The sequence below is a fragment of the Thalassoglobus sp. JC818 genome (genome assembly GCF_040717535.1).
Taxonomy (GTDB): domain Bacteria; phylum Planctomycetota; class Planctomycetia; order Planctomycetales; family Planctomycetaceae; genus Thalassoglobus.
On sequence record NZ_JBFEFI010000017.1, the window covers coordinates 1 to 19516 of the forward strand.

Consider the following 19516-nt stretch of genomic DNA (forward strand, 5'->3'; position numbering starts at 1 on the left):
GAGAAGATCTAGTTGAAAACTTAAATGAAAGTAATGTGAGCAATCGTTGTGCAGAATGGTTGCGATGGCTTTCTTTCGAAGCGCTTAGGTTTCGTTCGAGTACAGTGGGCTGGTTTTGGTATGCGAACCCCCACTTTCCAATTGTGAACGAAGAGAATCCGTGGTCCGGTGGCATGGTGCCAAAATTCCCTGAAATGATCGTCCGTCCGTCCACGCCGCTACCTAGTTGGGAAGGTGAACCATTGCCATTGAGTGGAGACCAATACCTCGATCACAGTTGAGCGAGTGATTTAGCGGCGGTTCCACCGGCTGATTTTCGAGCGACGATCACATATCCTCATTCGACTGTCACCAAGAAGATGAACAATCCACAGCAGTTGCTCATTGCGATCGAAGAGTGGATACCGACGCACCCGGCTTTCATACCATGTGTGGAAACCATCTGATTGAGACGTCCGCCACAATAAAAGGCATGCCCACGCAAGCGAGAGCATGGCACCCCCACAATAATGTGATCAGGGATGTACCTATGTGTGACAGATTTACCTCGATTTAGTATTGAAGCATACCAGGCTTCTGCGTCTCTTTTGAGAAAGAATCTGCTCATGGAACGATCGCCGAATCAAGCGATTGATATCATCGTTGACATATACCGTGAACTAAATGGAGGTCAATTCAACCTTGAGAAAATCTTGAAGAGTCTCATCGATGATTTTGGTGTCGATGGAGAAGAACTTACTGCAGTAGAACTCAAGAATGCCTTGCAAGGAAGCATGAATGCGAAATGGTTCGATATCAACTTTGCATGCGAATCAGCTTTAGCGACTTACAGCGTGTCTGAATGCTCCAACGACGAGTTTATTCGATCCATCGCGGCAATGTGTTTGCTGGCGAACTGTATCCAGAGAAATGTCGGGGAGCTTGAATTTTTTCTCGATTATGTACTTACGATTCTTCTAGAAAACAGAACGAAATCCTCCTTCTCCGTTCGAGAACGAGTGATGAGACTTCTTTTATGCAATAGACACAAACAAGAAGAAAAGTAGTCCATCCTCCATCACTGGATGTCACCCTGAATGGCGGAGAGGAACTGGTGTTTGAAGCGACCGTATCCAGCGGTGAAGAGCCAATGGGCACGTTGGCACTGAGATGTTGTTCTTTTTTACGCTACCTGCCAAGTCTCGTTGTCGCGACGCATCCGGTTTGCGGGTGGCCGGAGCACGCATTCAGCGGCGAGGGCTTTTGAGACTGCTGCCCCCCTGTGTGTACGTCGAACACCACTTCGAGTAGGCGGGACGGAGAACTCCGAGAGAATGGCGGGTTCCCTTTGAGCAGCCAGCCAGAGGCTGTTTGAAGCGTGCCACTTCTAAGAAGACAACGCGAAGCTCTGTCAAGAAGTGAGCGAAGCGGAGAGGGGGGGATTCGAACCCCCGGTCCCTTGCAGGACACTGGTTTTCGAGACCAGCACAATCGGCCACTCTGTCACCTCTCCGGGGCCACGAACATATCGCCCGCGCGGGATGGTGTCAAATCCCTGATCGGCCATCACACTGAAATTGAGGAGTCGTGACCAGTTCTCCCGGTTGAAAGGGGGCGATTGGATTGGATTTTTCAACAAAACCTTGCTGTCATCCAAACATCGGAACTCTTCGTGATCGTCAAAATTTTGCAGCGTGTTTGGATCTTCGGAAGTCATTTCGTTTTCTCTGTTTCCGGCTGGGTGCTCGCGAAATCTGAGAAATGATGACTCGATCTGATGGAGCCTGTTGCGGCGATTTGCTAGCTTGTGCCGCTTCCTCAGAACGCATGAATGAAACGCTACACTCTCGATTTGACCGTTCCACATCAACGATGATTGCTGCTTCGCTCCCGTCCTGACATTCTGTCAGCGGAGGGTCGTGAGAATCTGGAACGGCCAGCGGTGCGGAACGAATTCTCACTGCTCTGCGATTGTGGACAAATATGGTGGCAGACACAAAAGATGGACCTTTCGCACCTCAACCCATCACAACTCGATGCAGTCAAAACCCTCCAAGGGCCGGTTCTGGTGCTGGCAGGGGCTGGGACTGGTAAGACGCGTGTCATTACCTATCGGATCGCTCAATTGATTCGATCTGGTGTCGCTCCCGAGAGAATTCTGTCTGTGACCTTCACGAACAAAGCTGCGAAGGAGATGTTGCAGCGAACAAAGCCGTTGCTGGGCCAAAGCAAAGTGCGCCCCTGGATCTCGACATTCCATTCGCTGTGCGTTGACATTTTGCGATCCGACATTGAAGCACTCGGATATCCTGCGAAGTTTTCGATTCTCGATCGCGGGGATCAAGAGTCGATGGCCCGCAAAGTTCTTCGTGATATTCGTGTCACTGAAAAGTCTTTGCGACCGGGAGATTTGTTGTCGATCATCAGTCGCTGGAAGACGATCGGGATCTCGCCGGAGCGAGCTGGAGAAGTGGTCGAGGATGACCAGGAATATCTGGGCAGCCTTGCCTATCGCCGCTATCAACAGAATCTAAAAGCTCAGGGTTCCGTTGATTTTGATGACTTGTTGTTACTCACCGTTAAATTGTTCCAATCTCATCCGGAGGTTCTGGACAAACATCAGAAGCGTTTTTCTCACGTTCAGATCGATGAGTATCAAGATACAAACGGAATTCAGTTTCGAATCGTCGAAGCACTCGTTAGAAATCACAACAACCTGCTTGTGGTTGGCGACGATGATCAGTCGATTTACGGCTGGCGAGGTGCGGAACTGAAACACATTCTCGGTTTTTCACAGTACTTCGAAGGGGCGAAGGTAATTCGACTGGAAGAGAATTATCGCTGCACCGATCGCATTCTCGATCTCGCCAATCGTCTCGTCAAACACAATCGGGAACGACATCAAAAGGTTCTGCGAGCGAATAAAACCGCTCGCGAGGAAGTCCGCTTTCTCGACTTGCCAGATGAACAATCCGAAGCGGAGCGGGTGGTCCACGAAATTCGTCATCTGCACGAGAGTCGGCGAATTCCTCTCAAAGATTTCGCGATCCTCTTTCGCACGAATGAACAGCCAAGGATCTTCGAATCCGAATTGCGTCGACGTCAGATCCCCTATGTTTTGATGGGAAGTCAGTCTTTTTATGACCGCAAAGAGATTCGCGATCTGCTCAGCTATCTGAAAGTGATCGCTCGTGAAGACGATGAGCAATCTCTTCTTAGAATTATTAACACGCCCGCCAGAGGAATTGGAACAGGCTCACTCGAAAAGATGATGAGCCGGGCCGTTCGCCAGGGTGTTCCGATTTGGGACGCAGCAACGCATTGCGTCAACGAAGGTGAAATCCCCATCAAGACAGGCGAAGCTGTCATCAGGCTTCACTCTCAGTTTAAGTCATGGCGATCCGCATTCCAGAACTCGCCGCGAGAGTTAGATTCTCTGACTCAGAAGCTGATGAACGAGATTCGTTACGAGTCCGAAATCGAACGTCAATACAAAGATGAACAACAGCAAGTCACCCGCAAGGCGGTTCTCGAAGAGTACATTAACTCGATCGCTGAATATGTCTCCCGCTCGTCTTCTCCAACTTTGGAAGATTACCTCGATAGTATTGCCCTCGAGCGTCGCGACGAAGAACCAGATAAAGAAGCGATGGCGAACGTGGATGCCGTCAAACTGATGACCTTGCACAGCGCGAAAGGGCTGGAATTCCCACGAGTCTATATGGTGGGAATGGAAGAAGGACTTCTTCCACATAAAAGAACAATCGACGGCACAGAAGCAGAAATCGCCGAGGAACGTCGCCTGGCTTACGTTGGTGTTACTCGGGCTCAGGAGACATTGACGCTGACGCGGGCTGCCAGTCGGCGAAAATGGGGTAAGCCGCGACCATCTCTGCCGTCACGATTCTTGTTCGAAATGCGAGCGAAAAGCGAGTAACTTCAAAGAGTTCGTATTAAAACACGATTGAACCGGACTTAAAAATAGTCCAGTACACGTCCAGCTCTAAGCATGTTCATTTAAGTCGACGATCACTTCTGGGACATTCTGCAGTGCATTTTGCAACCGATCGCCCGCACCCTTCCTTTTCACCTGATGATTGTCATCTCCGGCGTGATCCTCTTGCGGAGATGGCTTCCAGAAGTGCGGGCGAAAGTCACGCATCGGACCGATCTGGGCGGGAGTTCTGGAGCGGTCGTCGGTATATCGACCTCGGGTTTGCTCAGCTGCGGGATTGCCAACTTGTGAGTGAATGTGAGCGACCGCAGCATCGACCGTCATCGTCGGGAAGCTGTCATTCAGTCGACTACCGGGTGTGACACTGATCAGTTCGAGCCCAGCCAGTGACATTGCGCGACGTGAGAGACGAAGATACTGAGCAACGCGAAAATAATGAAAGTCGGTCTGAATAGCCGCTCGAAGCGGTTTAGCTTCGTCGAAATGATACTGATCAGTCACCGTCAGATCATCAAGCTCCGCTTCTGTTGCACCGGCCTCCCGACAGCGCTTTACAAAGTCACCGAGCAGTTCCTTTTCTTGATAAGCGATGCCGTAGTCATCACCGAGTTTCAAAAGCGCGGCGTCCGGCGCAATCAACATTTCACAACCAACGAGAAACAGCTTCCGAAATCCGAGTTGATATGCGATATCAATCAACTGGATGAGAGAGTCCTGCCAATCAGCAACATCACCATCGACCGTAGTCGTTGTGGTCGGGAAGTCTGTAAATCCAGGTTCCTGGCTTTTGTCAACAAACAGAGTGGCGGGCGCATCACAGACTTTGAATGTTGTTTCAGGAATGAGATCCATAGCTCGAGATCGGTGAACGAACTTCGTGACCGACGCATCAAGATAAATCGAGCGGTGAAATCTTGCTGTCGGATCGTAACTCGTCCAGAAGTCCGGTCGAATCAAACCGCTGCCAGCCAGATTCATGGAAAAAACCGGAGCTGGTGAGTCATTGACGAGTTCAATCGACTCTTCGCGCAACGAGGGTCCGCCTCCCACCACCCAACAAACACCACTCATCGGCCCAGCATAGAATGAGCGAAGATCGACGCTCTGTTTTCTTCCATCGGTTGTCAGGCGGTAAAACATGTCCCGATACTTTCCGTAATTAAAATTCGACACAGCTCAACATTTTGCACATAACGAATGATGCAGACGTAAACGTCGGTTGCATTAAAAACCGTTGGAAGAGTGTTACGCCCACTCCCCAAATTTGGTCGCATCCAAAAACAGATTACGGCAGCGTCTTAAGACATCGAGTGTGAACTCTGGGAAAGATTCGAACTCACGGGAGGAATTACCTCCTCTGAAGAATTTGAGCCGTCTGACAGATTTGATCCGTCCGACAGATTCGAACCGCCTGACAGATTCGAACCGCCTGACAGATTCGAACCGCCTGACAGATTCGAGCCGCCTGACAGATTCGAGCCGCCTGACAGATTCGAGCCGCCTGACAGATTCGAGCCGCCTGACAGATTCGAGCCGCCTGACAGATTCGAGCCGCCTGACAGATTCGAACTTTGAGAGAACCTCGAACTCCCAGTGGAGTTTGGAATCGAAGCTGCGCTGGAAGGAGCAGAACCGGAATGGTTCGGAGACGATGTCACAAACGATGTCGAACTGTCAAACAGGGAATCTGTTGAGTGCAATTCAGAACTGCCACTGGAAAAGTCACTGGCATCGAATTCAGATGTCAAAGCGGAACTCGTTGAACCAACAATACCGGAGGAACCGTGTGACAGTAGCGAAGATAATAGTTCCGAGAATGACGAGTCAGTCGCAGTTCCGGTCACCTCCTGCCCGGAACTGCTTGACTGTGAACCAAGTGTGCCCGAATCTGAACCGCTCGACGACTCTGAACTGCCACCTCCCCCACCGCCACCTCCTCCATTCGATCCTCCATTCGATCCTCCGTCCGAAGGAAGAGAGGTCGGCAGGCTGACTTCACCGCCCGCAGAAGGCACATTCTCAGGGATCTCCCACCGTTCATCATGTGGAGGTTCCGGCCACAGTTCTCTGGGATCCAGTGGTCCCAGTTCGAGACGCAAAGTCGGTGCCTGGTCAAACTGAACTCGAACTGACTCCGCATGCGCCGTCAACAACTCCTGCCCTGACTGATCACAAAGTCTGAATTGCCCGAGCCACGGTTTGAAAATCGCATTCTGCGGAGTCGTTTCAATGATGTATCGATTGAGTGGCTGCGAATATGTTCGAAAGAATTCTCTGGCAAACGCCACAGCATCACGCTGCGAGCGAATCCAGGGAATCCAGAGTCTGAGACGACGCTCTCCATGCTGACCCTGACTGATCGGTTCCAGAAAATTTCCACGCCACCGAAACGATCTTCGGGCGATCATGTCGGAGCGTTCTCGTCGATCGTAAACGTAGTCGCCGGTGAGTAGCAGACGATTGAACAACAATTCTCGATCTCGCTGTTCGCGAAATGACGTCAAATTTTTCCCAATCTCAAATGTTGCGAGCGACTCAAGTCGATTCTGCATGAAGAAAAAAGTTCCCGTTTCATCGACGCCCCACGATGCAGACTGGGCTCGCACCGCAAGATCTTTCAAGATGCTCCGAACTGATTCCTCTCCCCGAAATTTGATCGATTCGACAGGAGCCGACAAAACCGGCGTTTCAATTTTCGATGGATCAACCGCAATGTGCGAACTCGTCGAAAGATACTGATCGAGCAGAATCGACAACATTTCTGACACATCGGAAATTGAATCAAAGGTCTCGATGCTGCGATCTGGATCGTGCGTAAACTGATCAGTCCGAGCATACCGATGTGGTGCCTGCCCGTCCGCTGAGGCACCGAATCCGCCGGGAAAAATCTCATTCAGTTCGATCGACATCCCCTCCAGACGCAACCGAACCTCCCCCGTGTGAGAAGTCATACGCTCTTCGACACGGCCCAGATACCACCGGTCGCCAGCCGAGCCTTCGATGCTGATCCAGTCACCGATATCAACTTGTGTCCGGTTTTGAAATTGCTCCGCGAGCGTCACATTTCCGCTGCCGCATCCTCCCTGCCGATGCAGATGGAACCAGCAGTCCCTGATTGTTTTCCAGGAAAGCAAGACTGGAGTCCCATCCGGAGACGGTCCGTGATGCAGAACTCTCCGTTCAAATGCCATGTTCTGCAACTTCCCTTAACTGATGCCTGAGCGTAAACACTCCGTCGCTGGTCTACGAAGACCGCTCGCGAAAATTAACTTCTAAGTGACAGCGTCAGAAAAAACGATTACAAGAGATTTTCATGGAGACGCGGGTTCGCGGCATAGATCGAAATCGAATACGCGTAGAGAGAATGATTCGATAGATCAAACTCGAATCGTGTCGTGGAACAGTCTTCGAAATAACGGTATGTCCCACTCGATTGATCCCGGAACAAGACAAACCGAAACAGTCCCGTCTCCGCGTTCACGTCGAGGACGTTTCGAGTTTCATCGAGGCTGGTGAGCATGTCCGATTCAGACAAGCGCGGCTGGCCGGAATGCATTCCGATCTGCCCTTCAATGATAATGTTCGTCCCATCTCGGGAATGTCCCTGTACATGCTCTCCATCTTGGAGCGGTACTTTCAGCTTTTGGTAGTCCCACGAATCTGAAATGCGAAAGGTCACCACTGGCCGTGGCAGTTCGGTCAGTGTTCCGGAGCGATAGACCGCAGGAAAAAACGTGAACACAACACACCTCAACCCAATTGATGAACATCAGAATAATGGAGAATCATCTTCATCGTTGATTCCAATCCGACCTTGAGGAACAAACACAAGGGCTCTAGCCCCGACGATTCAGTTGTTCCAGTCCCTGATCTCTCAGCGATCTCATCAGACTCTCGGTGTCCATACGATCTCGCACTTGAATCGTGATTCCGCCGAAGTGATTCGCGATTGAATGCGAAGCTCGCTGCTCGAAACTCGCCAACTGCCCTGCTCTCGCGAACTGCTTCGGAGTGGCTGCCTGTTCCGGAGAAAGGACTCGCGATGGCATTCCCAAGACCGATTGAGGCTCGAATTGAGGGCGAATCGAACCTCCCAGCGATTGTTGAGACCCATTCAGATTTCTCGAAGAATTCAACCGTTCGAGAAACCCAACTCCCAGACTCGCAACAATTTCACGACGCAGAACGAACTCACCCGCGCTGAGCTGGGTTGGAACTCGATCGGTCCCAGTCGGTCCCACCACGAGTCCTCCGCGAGAGTATCGCTGTCGCGGTCCTACAGGATGATGGGGAGGAACGACTGCAGGAGTCGAAGGTTGAACCATTCCGGAGCCTTCTCCAACTGGAATCGATGGAATCAGCTGTATCTGTGTTGCTGCCTGCATGGCTGCCATCGACAACTGCTGCAACGCTTGAAGAGCTGGCGAGACGTTCAGAGTGACCGGAGTTTGACCGATTGAGCGAAGTTGTTGACGAACCTCTCCCAGCAAACTGCCAATCTGTTTGAGCGGACTGACTGCTCCCGACAGGCGCGAAAACGCTTGGGAGAGATTGCGAGCAGCCCCTCCGGACTCTGTTAGTCGTTCTTGAAGCTCATCCAAATTTCGAAGGACTTGTTCCAGTTCCCGCTGCAACTCAGAACTGTCACCAAGAATACGAACCGTCAACGACTCACTGAACGACACGACAATTCCTCAAAAGGCGGAGGTCAATACTGTAACCGCGAAATCAACCGCTCTCGACGATTGCTAAAGTCGCTCGATCAGCGGAGATGTCTGAAAGGCGCGTCCATTAAAAGAGATGAGGTTCGCCTGCTCCCCCTCCGACATCGTCAACGTTTCTCGGTAGACCTTGTGAAACGTGACTCGCTCGCTCGCCTCCCCGGCGGGATCAATCACATTAAACTCGAATGTCAAAGTCTGCTGTTCTCCCTGCGGAGAAGTGCTCTCCACACCAGCTCCCGGCTGAAATGTCAGAAATTCATAAAGCTGACGAGGATCCACGGATGCCACTGAGTACCCCACAAGCTGTGTCCACTTTGCCGTGAAACTCAATGTGACAGATTCATCGTCACCATTACGGGTGTGGCCTCCAGCGATAGAACCGCGATCCTTAATCTCGATTGTATTTCGACGTTCAGTCCAGGTGAGATCTCCTTCGTCCAGCAAGACCGTAATCGCCCCGGCAGCACCATCGTCGCGAATAGTCAATTCGCCATCGCGGAGGTTACGTGTGATATTAGAAATTGCCATGTCGACCTCCAATTAAACAAAGAACTCAAAACAGAGATAACACATCCAGTAAAGAGATGTTCAGAACAGTCAGCACCTTTTATTCACTCGTCGATTGACTGAGGCGTGCCGCTGTCCAAAGCGACTGCGGCGATTGACAGTAAAAGATGTTGAGAGGAATGCGATTGCCCAACTGACTCCGCGCGAGTTAAGTCCATTAAGTTCGGTTCTTTCATCCGCAGAGTGCCAATCTGCTGATCATCATCCAGAGAATTGATATTCACCACTTTTGAACCGAGTGTCTCCCCGGCAACATCTGCTAGCACATAAACAGCTCGTGGATCTTCCGATTCCGAGAAAAGATGGACATCAATCGAACACTCAAACGAACGTGGACTGGACCATCGTTGCAGTGGCTCATTAATCCGTGTCACCCAAAACTCAAGCCACATTTTCTCTGCAGAGACGTCCTTGATCGCCCCGGGAAATACAGTCGCAACGTCAGCTGGACCATTCAACGACCAGAAACGTTGAAGCCCGGATACAATCTCGATGAAATCCATGAACCGTTCCGTACTTAGACCAATTTAACTATCGAATCAGCGCAGCCACAGATGTCATCAATAACGCAAATGTATTAAGCCATATCTCAAACACATGTTTTACCCGGCTCGCAAACGGTTTCACGTGTTTCCAGCTAGCGCAGTTCGAAAAGAGAGGCAATGCGGCCTGCGACTCTAGAAAGTGACTTGCGAACCATCGCAACTGGAGCTGTCTTTGAAGTCCCGTATTCCAGAAAAACCACATACGGCACAGAGTTGGTCATTGAAACTTCTGTCGCCTGTGATGTGTGACTCACAGTGAATGAGCCCTCACTTCCTCCATCTTCCCCAGCAGGGCCAGGTGCAACCCAACCAGCCCTGCTTCTTCCAGTCCTGACCGGATTTGTCGACTTTGTTTCCTGAATGACCGCAGAGGCCAGCCGTTCAACGAATTCTCTTCTAGCGACGGAAGTGCGTTCATCCTTCAGCCTCCGGAGAGATTCACGCAGCGACCGACCTTGTTGAATTTCGATCTTCATCGATCCCCCATCTACCTGAAGCTGGCACGAAATTAAAGAGACGCGACAAGAGCATGCGAAGCCTGTCTAGCAACAAAATTCACAGGCAAAGGCCATTGCCTCAGACAGTTCGCGACTCACACTGCAAGACCACCGTCCCTGTCACGAAGGAAGAATCGACGGAAGCGATTCGATAGCTACGCTCCTCAATCGTGATCTCCGCAGTTAATAGGTTCCACCCCTCAGGCAGTTCATCACTTCGAACCAGAAACGATCGAGAAGTCGCCCTCTTCACCCCCACTGTCACTTCGTCTCGACGAACAATGTCCGGTCCCGAAATGACGTGAATTGCAACCGATTCGAGATATGTTTCGAGACTTCCATCGTTGGGATCGAACGCTTGAAGACGTTGCTGTAAAACGGCAGGAGTACTCCAGTCGAGGAAGATTTGCTGCGAATCCGCGTTCAGAATTTCGTTCATGTCAAGACAGCCTTCTCGAATACTAAACCCAATGCGATCATTCTGAATCCCCAGCACGGTCAAGCGTCAGAGCTATCATTGCGGATGGGCCACTCACAAACGATGAGAAACGCCTAGAGAAGAAATCGCTCAACAAGCTCAGTTGAAATCACTCCCAGCAAGAACGTCGCTGCAATGAGCACAGGGCTCAAGTGGTGCTTCCAACGTTCAACGCGTCTTAACCTCAATTCATGGTCTGCACGATCCTCAATCAATCCCGACATCGTGACTCGCAAACCCTCAAGATGAACATTGATCGCACACAAAGATTCCATAATTCGGTCAAGGGTCTCATCTGTCATCAGTAGTTCTTTCAGCTGAATTCAACAGGCAGAAGCTAAGTTGCCCTGACCTTCGCTGTGGCGATTCAACAGTCTCTTGCCCTCACTTCTCAGACGAACATCTCAATTGCCCGGATAGATCGAAAGGCATTCCGCCAACTAGTATCCTCATTGGTGATTTCAGCCGGAAACTAATCCAAACTGGCCTGTGAGACCTGAAAAGCTGGAAGATCGTTCAGCAGAGATTGATAGTATTGACGTGCTGTCAGAAGAGCCTGAAGATTGGCTGCACGGTTTGTGGTGACACCACTGTCACCCGCAACCGCATAGTTAATTGCGGCCAGCTTTCCGTCTCGCACGAGATTCGTAATGTCGAGATCGATTTGATTCAAAATGCCACGAATCTGGACGGGATTTAGTTCGTCTCCCGAAACCTGACTAAGATCGGAAAGGTCAGACATTGTATGACTCGCGGTTAAATCTTGTTTCGAGTGACGTCTCGTGATAATTCCCTCACTGAGACACGCAGTAGAAGTTCAGGAACTCCGATAGAACGCAATTAGAGAAAACACTAAGAGCGGTTTAAGTACGCGATTGTTCTTCCATCGATCGCACTGCATTAAATGCCAACAACTGCACCTGCTCTTCATACGGAAGTTGATTGTATTCGTTGACCGACATCGAGAACCGTTCACACGTGCGAAGAATCCAGAAATACACGTTTCTCGGTAGATGAAGCGACTCGCTCAACTGGAACCGTTCGCAATTGACTCCGAAAAATTTGCCTGCTCTCGCATCAGATCCTGATTCAGAAGGTTGCTGATACGACAGACTTCATCACAGATCGCAACCAAATCCCCAGTCGTGAGTCCCGCCGACTCAAATTCGTCGAAGACCGCATCAGCGAATGGAGCCCATCCTTCCGGCGACTCTTCGCTGAGTTTTGCTTCGAACTCAATATTTGGGTCATCCTTCAAAGATTCAATAATCGCCAGGACTGCCACTCGCTGGTGATAAAGTTCCGACAGTTCAATGAACTTGGGATCGGAGGTATCGGATTGTGTCAACGCCTGACCACTCTGGTCACGAAGCGGTTTTCCCGATGAATCACGCAGAATTCTGGACGGAGGAACTGGGGGAAAAATAGACCGCTGGCGAAGTTGCTTTTGAAACCCGAGTGGAAGTGGCTTCATCTGCAATGTCAACGAAGGTCGTTGAAAACGCTGAAGCGTGAAAGAATGCAATGGTTGATGCTCAAGATTCAGTCCGTTGAACTTCATGATGACCTGTGCGTTCTTAGTATTGGAGGGCGTCCAGTTACCCCTTCCGACACGGTTGCGCGCAGCGAAAAGTTCAGCTCTCAATCGAAAGTCTAACTTCGACGCCAACGACCACAGAAATCGGTGCCCCTGCCGAGAATGAGCGCTTCGGGAAGCGATGAAGAATTGCCACTGACTGAAATCAGTTCCCGCAACTTAACCGATCAGTGCGACTGCGTTGGCTGTCGTTTCAACCACGAAGAGAGTGCTAGAAACAGAATCCCACAGGCCAGATAACCAATCGCGATATCATTCGCCCGATAAATGCTCGCCCCATCAATCGGGGCAACGAACCGGAAGAGAAAATCGAATGCCATTCCATGATGCACTTGATAAGCATGCATCGCTCCGAGCCAAGTCAACACCGAAGCAGCCAACATCCACATCCCAGCTGCGACAAACTTTCGATCGATCAGGCAAGCACACGTCGCTGACAAAATCATACAGGTGAAGATGTATCCTCGCTCCATCAGCAACAGTCCATGAACAAGAAAACCGTTCACTTCAGCGCTTGGGTGACCAACATCAATCACTGTCTTCACCGGAACATCAACAGTGACTTCATCGACAAGTTGATCGACTTCTTCAATCGTCCCACCTGCGCTAGCAAGATCTGTTTCTAGGCTTTCTTCTGGAGTTTCAGGGCTTTCTGTAACTGCTTCCTCCTCCACGATCGAAGGAACGGGAGGATTGATAATCTCTGCAAGCGAACGACCATTCGACACGAGAACGGTTCCCAGCATCACCGTCGCTCCCCACGCAGCGATGGCTGGAAAGAGCCCCACAGCAACTGCTGGAGCATGATTTTCAGGGACAGCGCGAAAAGCTTGAGCGGTGATAATAATTCCAATCCACAAGACGATCGCCGCACCAGCTTCCAAGGGCACAATGGCTGCGCAAAGACCAACTAGTCCACTCAGGCAAAACGCGACGATTACAACCCCGTTCAGGGTTGAATAGCCCGCCCTCGCCCCCAGTTCTTTCCAGCCTGGGTGACCAATATAGATGGTTGTGGGAAAGCAACTCCCAAACAGAGCTGCAATGATGGTTCCCACCCCATTCGCCACCATACTCGGCGCAGTTGGATACGAGTCCCCCGCTGCTTCTGCAGACTCAATATTCTGAAGACTTCCGATGACATTGAAGAGCCCCATCGGAACAATCACAGAAAGAAACGGCAGCCATTGAGAGTAGTCCATTAGGATCGGGCGAATTTGTTCCCAGCCCCAGACGGGCACTACCCAACCAACTTGTTGATATGCACTTCGTGCCAGTTCCAGATTACCTGCCCCATAAGTCACCCACTCCGGAAGTCCATTTACGGATCCCTTCACAACAGTCAGCAGCCACGCCGATGCCGTTCCTATAAGCACCGCAAGAAAGCCGCTCGGCAGACCAAGTGGAAGACGAATCTGAGAAAACAAGCCGATCAAGACAATTGCCAGTGGAAGCATGGCCACGAACGGTTTGTTGAAAATCTGAAGGGCAAACGTCATCGAGATGAACCCGATTGCAATTCCGGCCAACGTCGATAGTAGTGCAGCCCGTGGAGTGCATTTTCTCAGCGTCCCAGCGACGAATGCTCCCAAAAGCTCGATCACTCCGCTTCCCAGGCAGGCGATCAAACCCATCTTCCATGCCAGCGTCGCATCACCAGTTTCATCATACACCGGTTTGATGACGAAGAAGACAAAGACAATCAATGACGGTGTATTAATTCCATACGGCAACGCCGTCACATCGTCTCGACCAGTCTTCATGGCCAGTCGGTGAGCTTGCCAAGCGTAAAATACGTTCCCAAGGAGAATGCTGACTGCCGCACCGGGAAGGATGTATTGGTACAGCAGCGCACTCTTTTCGCCGGTCATCCCGCAAAGCGCGGTGCAGAACGAAATGATGATCAACAGCTGGACGAGGTTATCAACGAACAGCCCGAAGAAACCATCGAGATCGCGTTTGACGAAATACTTCATGTGTTATGAAAGGTTCGTTTCTGGTGACGCTGATTCGTCGAGCTTACCCTCAGCGATCTCTTCTTCTGTTCGGACCTTGTCGTGGAACAACAAGATGAACAGAACCATAATCACGGCTGCGAAAATCGCAGGCTTTGCCCACAACGGTTTCCATTCGATCGCTTGCAGTTCCTGCTTTCTCAGGGCTGCCTTCTCGCCTTGGAGAGTTGCGATTTCATCCTCTGGAGCTTCTCGATCTTCCGCTGCCTGGATTTCATTCCCTTTGGCAACGACCAGTTCTTTCAACTTCTGAGACTGTTCCGTCGTGTGCTGACCTTCAATCACCCCGGCCGTTTGGGCACCAATCAACATTCCGACCCCAAGTGTCAGCATCACGAGCAATCCCTGAGCCTGAGCCCGGATCGGCTGTGGAGCTTTTCGGTCGGTATAGATCTGTCCGGTGACAAAGAAGAAGTCGTAGCAAATCCCGTGTAGGACAATCCCGATCAGAATCATCCAGTGAACTTCGGTCGGTGCTCCCAATGCAAACAACGCATAGCGAGCGACCCATGCCAACATTCCGAATGCCAGCATCCACTTGACGCCCAGACGAACGAAGAAGAACGGCATCACGAGCATGAAGAAGATTTCGGAGACCTGACCAAGCGCCATTGTCGCTCCGATCACATCGCCCATCTGCATCATGTTCTGGATCGTCTGAATGAATCCGAACTGGCTGAAATCGACCATCTCCACAACCCGACTCGCGATCTGGTAGTAGAACGCGAGAGGGATACAGATCAGCATCGATGAAACCACGAAGATCAGATAGTTACGATCTTTCAACAGAACGAGTGCATCCAGGCCAAAGATCTCACGAAGCGTCGGAGCCCCCTTGGTTTCTGGTGGTGTGTTTGGAAGAAGGAAACTGAAGATTCCCAAAATCGCAGCCGCTCCCGCTGCCAGATAGAACATCTGAATCTGAGTTCCCCAACCCTGGACGCTCAACAGAAAACCTGCGGCAATCCATCCGATCGTTCCGAACACACGGATGTACGGAAACTCCTTTTCAGGATCGGTCATGTTCCGCATCGCAACAGTGTTGGACAACGCAAGCGTTGGATAGTAAGCGAGCATGTGACCGAAGAAGAGGAAGTTAATGATCCCGGGTGAGGGATCTTCCACGATCATCTGCGTCGTCGCGAAATACATGAGTGCTGCACCGGCGAGATGCATCACCCCCAGCACTTTCTGAGCAGAGAAGAACCTGTCCGCCACCATTCCGACGAGCAGTGGAGTAATAATTCCCGCGATCGGTCCGACGGAATAGGTCCATCCAAAAGCGCTGGAATCAAATCCGATCGTTCCCAGATAGTTTGGAGCCGTCACATACCACGCTCCCCAGACGAAAAACTGGAGAAACATCATGATCGAGAGACGGACGAAGTTGAAGCTGTTCATAGATGTCAATTTCTGGCTGGATTCCGCAATCAGAGATCTTTCGCCTCAACCACACGTCATTCGGCGGGAGACGCTTTCTTCATCAATGTTCCCATGACTGCGGCTGCAACAAATCCACCGAGTGCGATGAATCCGATCGTCGGGTACTTACTTGAGTAAATACTATAAAGGCTGCCGAAGGTTGCGAGTCCAGCAGCAATGAGCATTAAGACATTCCACCGAATTCTGGCAAATCCTTTCGGAATATCTTCTCCAAGCAGACTCCGTGAGTTCATCATGAAGAAGAAGGTCCAATAGGCAATCGGCAGGAGAACCATGCCAAACATTGAAGTTGGAACGACAAGCCACACGGCAGCTTTGCTCCAGAAAAATGGTCCCAGCGAGCCAACAAGGCCAGCGGCGAGAGCACCAAACCGGAAAGTCCAGCCTTTCGGTTCGACACCAAAAATCTCACAAATCGCGAACCCATTAATGAGCATCAGAATAATGATCGTTGATATCGCCATGCCCAGCACTCCGATCCCGAAGACCTTCTGGGCTGTCGTCGCTCCAACTAATCCTTCCAGAGAATTGGCGAGATTAAACGCGTCCCGATTGACCAGCGACGCAGCCATCTGAAGATCGGCCGTCGGAAGTTCAGCTCGAAGCTCGGCAAGCCGATCGTTGATCTCGGCTTTTCGTTCGTCGTTTGTGGATTCTGCGGAGCGTTCTTTGAGCAGAGTTTTCACCTCGTCAGCATGTTCCCCCTGAGCCAGTCGCTGATCGAGAATATCATTGAAGCCTCCCACAAGATTCGCCGCAGGCGCCGGAGCATTCTCAGTTGGACGATACAGTTCAACCAGCCCACTCTCAGGTTTCGCATGAAACTGACTCGCCGATGCGATCACAACACAACCCGTCGCCAGCATAAACGGAATGAGAAGGCCAGTGCTCAAATCGAAGATCGCCAGCCCCCGGAAATCGTGATCCCACCCGCGCTGAAGCATCGAATAAGGTAGCAGGAAGGTCATGTTGATTCCGACTGCGGTTGCAGCGGCGGTGATCATGACTTGTTGCTGATTGCTGACGATTCGATTCGTCCAGAACTCGCGGAACTCTCCCGTTGCAGCGAGCATCGACTCAAAACCTGCACTCGGTTGGGTAAGGATTTTGACATTCGGAACAAATCCAGAAAGGATTGTTCCCCAGTCGAGTAGCCCTTCCAGCGTCATCTTGATGACCACTCCGAAGAAGCTGAGGACCACCACTCCGACCAGACACTTCAGGAGAATCTCAAACAGCCGAATCCCCCAACCGCCTGAGCCGTAAAACAAAACGACAATCGAAGCGCTGACAAACAAAAACGTCGCACAATAGAGATTGTTGGACAACTTCTCACGATTCGTGATCACTTCAATTTCTTTGGCATCGGTCGTTCCACCTTCGGCAATCTTCGCGTCAATCGCATCCTTCCCCAGAACTTGAGGCATCAGATTCTGCTGGATGGCTGCCGTTCCTAGCGTGTATTGCGGCATACACCAGACGAAGTTGGCCATCACCGTCGCGAGAATCCATCCCCATCCCAAGACAGGACTAACGTGTCGATTGATGGATCGAAAAGGCTTTTCCTTCGTGGACAACGCCACGTATCCAATCGCACTCAGCATGATGATACCGAGCGCCATCGCGAGCGGTTGAAGCCACATCAAGCTGTATCCGGCCAGCACACCGAGATACAAACTTCCTCCGAGAGAGCCGCCCCCCAGCGTGATCGCACTCTGCAACCAACCAGGTCCGGAAAGCTTCGTGAAAGCCCAAAACAGTGGGCCAGTCCCTCTGGATCGAGCCTCATTAATCATGGCCCGATCTTTTTCGACCTGGGGGATACTACTATCAGAGCCATCAGCTGGAGCGGGATTCGTCATGAATCGTGTCTCGTCTTGAAAGACAGGAAGGAGGGTAGATCAATTGATCAAAATGCACCGATCTACAAGGCGGATGGTCAACGTATCGGGCATTTCGACTGGACGCAAGCAATTGCGAAATCGGACTCGCTGAAAAAGATGAAACTGCACACGGATTAACGACGGACAATTGCCGCTTTGCTGATGAGAATCCCTAGCTGGGGCCGTCGATGTGCATCATCTCACGCGTGGCATGACAGGCCGGACTGTTCAACTCGAAATTTCGACACGCTTGCGGGCGATACTCGTAGTGGCGGCAAACCTTTCGTTCGACATCAAACCACATGCAGAAATCTGGGGGAAGATAGAGCCGAAGATCCCAGACTGCCAAAACTTCCTGCAGCAGCTCCTCCGGAACCCCGATCGTCACAGCTTCATGTGTTCCATTTTGCATGACAAACGGAGGAACTGGCACGACAGAACAGCAGGCTCCGCAGCCATCACAATTTTCCACAATCGGCAGTTCGGTCATTTCGAAAAGACAGATCTGATTCCCACAGCCTACTCATTCTATTTCCATCATCGCACATTGCTCGTCTGGGAATCTCCAATCCCGATCGACTCGCAGAAACAATGACTTTCGACCAGAATAGAAAGTCCCCATGAGGATTCAAAACGTCTCGACCATAATCGAAAAGACACATTCGCTCTCTCAACTCGCTTCTCGACTGAGAACAGGCTGTGGCGAATGTCGGGTCTTCAATGTTTCGGAAAGCCGAAGCAGTGGCAGTCTGTTCGAATGGTCACTAATCTTCATGGAACAACTCGAACGATCGGAATGGTTCTCACTCTCTCATGCTCGCCATTGAAGCAAAAAATCTTTCTAAGACTTACCGCGTGTACCAAAAACACGAGGGAATCCTGGCCTCACTCCGTGGACTCTTCCAGCGAGAATACAAAACCGTTCGCGCCGTTCGAGACGTCAGCTTCCAAATCGAAACTGGAGAAATGATCGCGTTTCTCGGTCCGAACGGAGCGGGAAAAACGACCACTCTAAAGTTGCTGTCCGGACTGATCGTCCCCACGTCCGGCGATGCACAGGTCCTCGGCTTCACTCCATGGGAACGCGCAAACACATTCCGGCGGCGGTTTTCTCTGGTCATGGGTCAGAAGAATCAGCTCTGGTGGGATCTCCCTGCTCAAGAGTCCTTTCAACTCCATAAAGAAATCTACCGCATAGAACCTGTCGCTTTTCAGAATCGACTTTCCGAGTTGACCGAACTCCTCGAAGTTCAGGATCTCGTTGGCCAACCAGTCCGGGAACTCTCACTCGGCGAGCGGATGCGAATGGAATTGATCGCAGCATTGCTTCACAGCCCGGAAGTGCTGCTGCTCGACGAACCAACAATCGGGCTGGATGTCGTTTCGCAACGCAAAGTCCAGGAATTCTTGCGCTACTATCAGGCCGAGCAGAAAATCACAGTCATTCTGACCAGTCATTACATGAAAGATGTGGAAGCCCTCTGTTCACGGGCAGTCATCATCAATGACGGAGAAATCAAACACGACGGATCACTGGCTGGCATTGTCGATCAATTTAGCAAGCACAAAGTCATCCAACTTCAGTTTGCAGCGGGACAGGTCGCGTCTGACCTCGCAAGATTCGGAACAGTCCTCGAACAGAACGGTCCGCGCGTTCGAATTGAAGTCGACCGCCAGCGTGTCCCAACAGTTCTTTCGACACTCTTGACGGAGTATCGAATCGAGGATGTCGGTGTCCAGGACCGACCGCTCGAAGAAGTCATCGCGGAAGTCTTTTCAGCGACCGATTCAAATGCTCCGGTCGGAGTCAGTCAAACCTGAGATCTTATCCCC

At 51.1% G+C, this 19516-nt stretch carries 19 protein-coding genes and 1 tRNA gene; 4 read left to right on the plus strand and 16 right to left on the minus strand.

What is annotated here, in order from left to right; genetic code table 11:
• A partial coding sequence (locus tag AB1L42_RS23005) for a hypothetical protein (RefSeq protein ID WP_367062273.1) occupies positions 1 to 281 on the plus strand: 281 nt, incomplete at its 5' end.
• Positions 282 to 605: 324 nt separating this feature from the next.
• Positions 606 to 1046 (plus strand): hypothetical protein, encoded by a 441-nt coding sequence (locus AB1L42_RS23010; protein WP_367062276.1) that lies wholly within the window; start codon positions 606 to 608, stop codon positions 1044 to 1046.
• 361 nt (positions 1047 to 1407) lie between these two features.
• On the opposite strand, the gene AB1L42_RS23015 is transcribed toward AB1L42_RS23010, so the two are convergent.
• A tRNA-Ser gene (locus tag AB1L42_RS23015) sits at positions 1408 to 1492 on the minus strand.
• Positions 1493 to 1981: 489 nt separating this feature from the next.
• Here AB1L42_RS23015 and AB1L42_RS23020 point away from each other — a divergent pair.
• Entirely contained in the window at positions 1982 to 3916 is a 1935-nt protein-coding gene (locus AB1L42_RS23020; RefSeq protein ID WP_367062279.1) for a UvrD-helicase domain-containing protein, read from the plus strand.
• Between the two features lie 66 nt (positions 3917 to 3982).
• On the opposite strand, the gene AB1L42_RS23025 is transcribed toward AB1L42_RS23020, so the two are convergent.
• The 15 genes from AB1L42_RS23025 to AB1L42_RS23095 all read right to left on the minus strand — a co-directional run bounded on the left by AB1L42_RS23025 (position 3983) and on the right by AB1L42_RS23095 (position 18173).
• On the minus strand, positions 3983 to 5074 hold the full coding sequence (locus AB1L42_RS23025; protein ID WP_367062282.1) for a hypothetical protein: 1092 nt from the start codon (positions 5072 to 5074) through the stop codon (positions 3983 to 3985).
• Between the two features lie 158 nt (positions 5075 to 5232).
• Positions 5233 to 7125: a hypothetical protein gene (locus AB1L42_RS23030; protein ID WP_367062285.1), complete on the minus strand. Its 1893-nt coding sequence runs from the start codon at positions 7123 to 7125 to the stop codon at positions 5233 to 5235.
• 107 nt (positions 7126 to 7232) lie between these two features.
• Positions 7233 to 7676, minus strand: a complete 444-nt coding sequence (locus AB1L42_RS23035; protein ID WP_367062288.1) for a hypothetical protein — start codon at positions 7674 to 7676, stop codon at positions 7233 to 7235.
• A gap of 94 nt (positions 7677 to 7770) precedes the next feature.
• Positions 7771 to 8619 carry a hypothetical protein gene (locus AB1L42_RS23040; RefSeq protein ID WP_367062291.1) on the minus strand — a complete coding sequence of 283 codons (849 nt, stop codon included), beginning with the start codon at positions 8617 to 8619 and terminating at the stop codon, positions 7771 to 7773.
• 63 nt (positions 8620 to 8682) lie between these two features.
• Positions 8683 to 9186, minus strand: coding sequence for a hypothetical protein (locus AB1L42_RS23045; RefSeq protein ID WP_367062294.1), 504 nt, complete (start codon positions 9184 to 9186; stop codon positions 8683 to 8685).
• 83 nt (positions 9187 to 9269) lie between these two features.
• Positions 9270 to 9728 (minus strand): hypothetical protein, encoded by a 459-nt coding sequence (locus AB1L42_RS23050; RefSeq protein WP_367062297.1) that lies wholly within the window; start codon positions 9726 to 9728, stop codon positions 9270 to 9272.
• Between the two features lie 134 nt (positions 9729 to 9862).
• A complete protein-coding gene (locus AB1L42_RS23055) occupies positions 9863 to 10246 on the minus strand; it encodes an HK97 gp10 family phage protein (RefSeq protein WP_367062301.1) in 384 nt (127 codons plus the stop codon).
• A 100-nt stretch (positions 10247 to 10346) separates the two neighbouring features.
• Positions 10347 to 10706, minus strand: a complete 360-nt coding sequence (locus AB1L42_RS23060; protein ID WP_367062304.1) for a hypothetical protein — start codon at positions 10704 to 10706, stop codon at positions 10347 to 10349.
• 113 nt (positions 10707 to 10819) lie between these two features.
• The gene (locus AB1L42_RS23065) at positions 10820 to 11047 is read right to left on the minus strand and encodes a hypothetical protein (protein ID WP_367062307.1); all 228 of its coding nucleotides are present in this window, start codon (positions 11045 to 11047) and stop codon (positions 10820 to 10822) included.
• Between the two features lie 170 nt (positions 11048 to 11217).
• Positions 11218 to 11487, minus strand: a complete 270-nt coding sequence (locus AB1L42_RS23070) for a hypothetical protein (RefSeq protein ID WP_367062310.1) — start codon at positions 11485 to 11487, stop codon at positions 11218 to 11220.
• Positions 11488 to 11772: 285 nt separating this feature from the next.
• Positions 11773 to 12219 carry a hypothetical protein gene (locus tag AB1L42_RS23075; protein ID WP_367062313.1) on the minus strand — a complete coding sequence of 149 codons (447 nt, stop codon included), beginning with the start codon at positions 12217 to 12219 and terminating at the stop codon, positions 11773 to 11775.
• A 290-nt stretch (positions 12220 to 12509) separates the two neighbouring features.
• A complete protein-coding gene (locus AB1L42_RS23080) occupies positions 12510 to 14318 on the minus strand; it encodes an NCS2 family permease (RefSeq protein WP_367062316.1) in 1809 nt (602 codons plus the stop codon).
• A 3-nt stretch (positions 14319 to 14321) separates the two neighbouring features.
• Positions 14322 to 15758, minus strand: coding sequence for an MFS transporter (locus AB1L42_RS23085; RefSeq protein ID WP_367062319.1), 1437 nt, complete (start codon positions 15756 to 15758; stop codon positions 14322 to 14324).
• Between the two features lie 56 nt (positions 15759 to 15814).
• Positions 15815 to 17662, minus strand: coding sequence for a divalent metal cation transporter (locus tag AB1L42_RS23090; RefSeq protein ID WP_367062322.1), 1848 nt, complete (start codon positions 17660 to 17662; stop codon positions 15815 to 15817).
• Positions 17663 to 17855: 193 nt separating this feature from the next.
• Positions 17856 to 18173 (minus strand): YkgJ family cysteine cluster protein, encoded by a 318-nt coding sequence (locus tag AB1L42_RS23095; protein ID WP_367062325.1) that lies wholly within the window; start codon positions 18171 to 18173, stop codon positions 17856 to 17858.
• 323 nt (positions 18174 to 18496) lie between these two features.
• Between AB1L42_RS23095 and AB1L42_RS23100 the strand changes: the two genes are divergently transcribed.
• Entirely contained in the window at positions 18497 to 19504 is a 1008-nt protein-coding gene (locus AB1L42_RS23100; RefSeq protein ID WP_367062328.1) for an ABC transporter ATP-binding protein, read from the plus strand.
• Positions 19505 to 19516 lie beyond the last annotated feature (12 nt).

Excerpts from the sequence above, each read along its gene's own strand:
- AB1L42_RS23010 (WP_367062276.1), top strand. The coding sequence starts at position 606 with ATGGAACGATCGCCGAATCAAGCGATTGATATCATCGTTGACATATAC.
- AB1L42_RS23020 (WP_367062279.1), top strand. The coding sequence starts at position 1,982 with ATGGACCTTTCGCACCTCAACCCATCACAACTCGATGCAGTCAAAACC.
- AB1L42_RS23025 (WP_367062282.1), bottom strand. The coding sequence starts at position 5,074 with ATGTTTTACCGCCTGACAACCGATGGAAGAAAACAGAGCGTCGATCTT.
- AB1L42_RS23030 (WP_367062285.1), bottom strand. The coding sequence starts at position 7,125 with ATGGCATTTGAACGGAGAGTTCTGCATCACGGACCGTCTCCGGATGGG.
- AB1L42_RS23045 (WP_367062294.1), bottom strand. The coding sequence starts at position 9,186 with ATGGCAATTTCTAATATCACACGTAACCTCCGCGATGGCGAATTGACT.
- AB1L42_RS23050 (WP_367062297.1), bottom strand. The coding sequence starts at position 9,728 with ATGGATTTCATCGAGATTGTATCCGGGCTTCAACGTTTCTGGTCGTTG.
- AB1L42_RS23055 (WP_367062301.1), bottom strand. The coding sequence starts at position 10,246 with ATGAAGATCGAAATTCAACAAGGTCGGTCGCTGCGTGAATCTCTCCGG.
- AB1L42_RS23060 (WP_367062304.1), bottom strand. The coding sequence starts at position 10,706 with ATGAACGAAATTCTGAACGCGGATTCGCAGCAAATCTTCCTCGACTGG.
- AB1L42_RS23065 (WP_367062307.1), bottom strand. The coding sequence starts at position 11,047 with ATGACAGATGAGACCCTTGACCGAATTATGGAATCTTTGTGTGCGATC.
- AB1L42_RS23070 (WP_367062310.1), bottom strand. The coding sequence starts at position 11,487 with ATGTCTGACCTTTCCGATCTTAGTCAGGTTTCGGGAGACGAACTAAAT.
- AB1L42_RS23075 (WP_367062313.1), bottom strand. The coding sequence starts at position 12,219 with ATGAAGCCACTTCCACTCGGGTTTCAAAAGCAACTTCGCCAGCGGTCT.
- AB1L42_RS23080 (WP_367062316.1), bottom strand. The coding sequence starts at position 14,318 with ATGAAGTATTTCGTCAAACGCGATCTCGATGGTTTCTTCGGGCTGTTC.
- AB1L42_RS23085 (WP_367062319.1), bottom strand. The coding sequence starts at position 15,758 with ATGAACAGCTTCAACTTCGTCCGTCTCTCGATCATGATGTTTCTCCAG.
- AB1L42_RS23090 (WP_367062322.1), bottom strand. The coding sequence starts at position 17,662 with ATGACGAATCCCGCTCCAGCTGATGGCTCTGATAGTAGTATCCCCCAG.
- AB1L42_RS23095 (WP_367062325.1), bottom strand. The coding sequence starts at position 18,173 with ATGACCGAACTGCCGATTGTGGAAAATTGTGATGGCTGCGGAGCCTGC.
- AB1L42_RS23100 (WP_367062328.1), top strand. The coding sequence starts at position 18,497 with ATGCTCGCCATTGAAGCAAAAAATCTTTCTAAGACTTACCGCGTGTAC.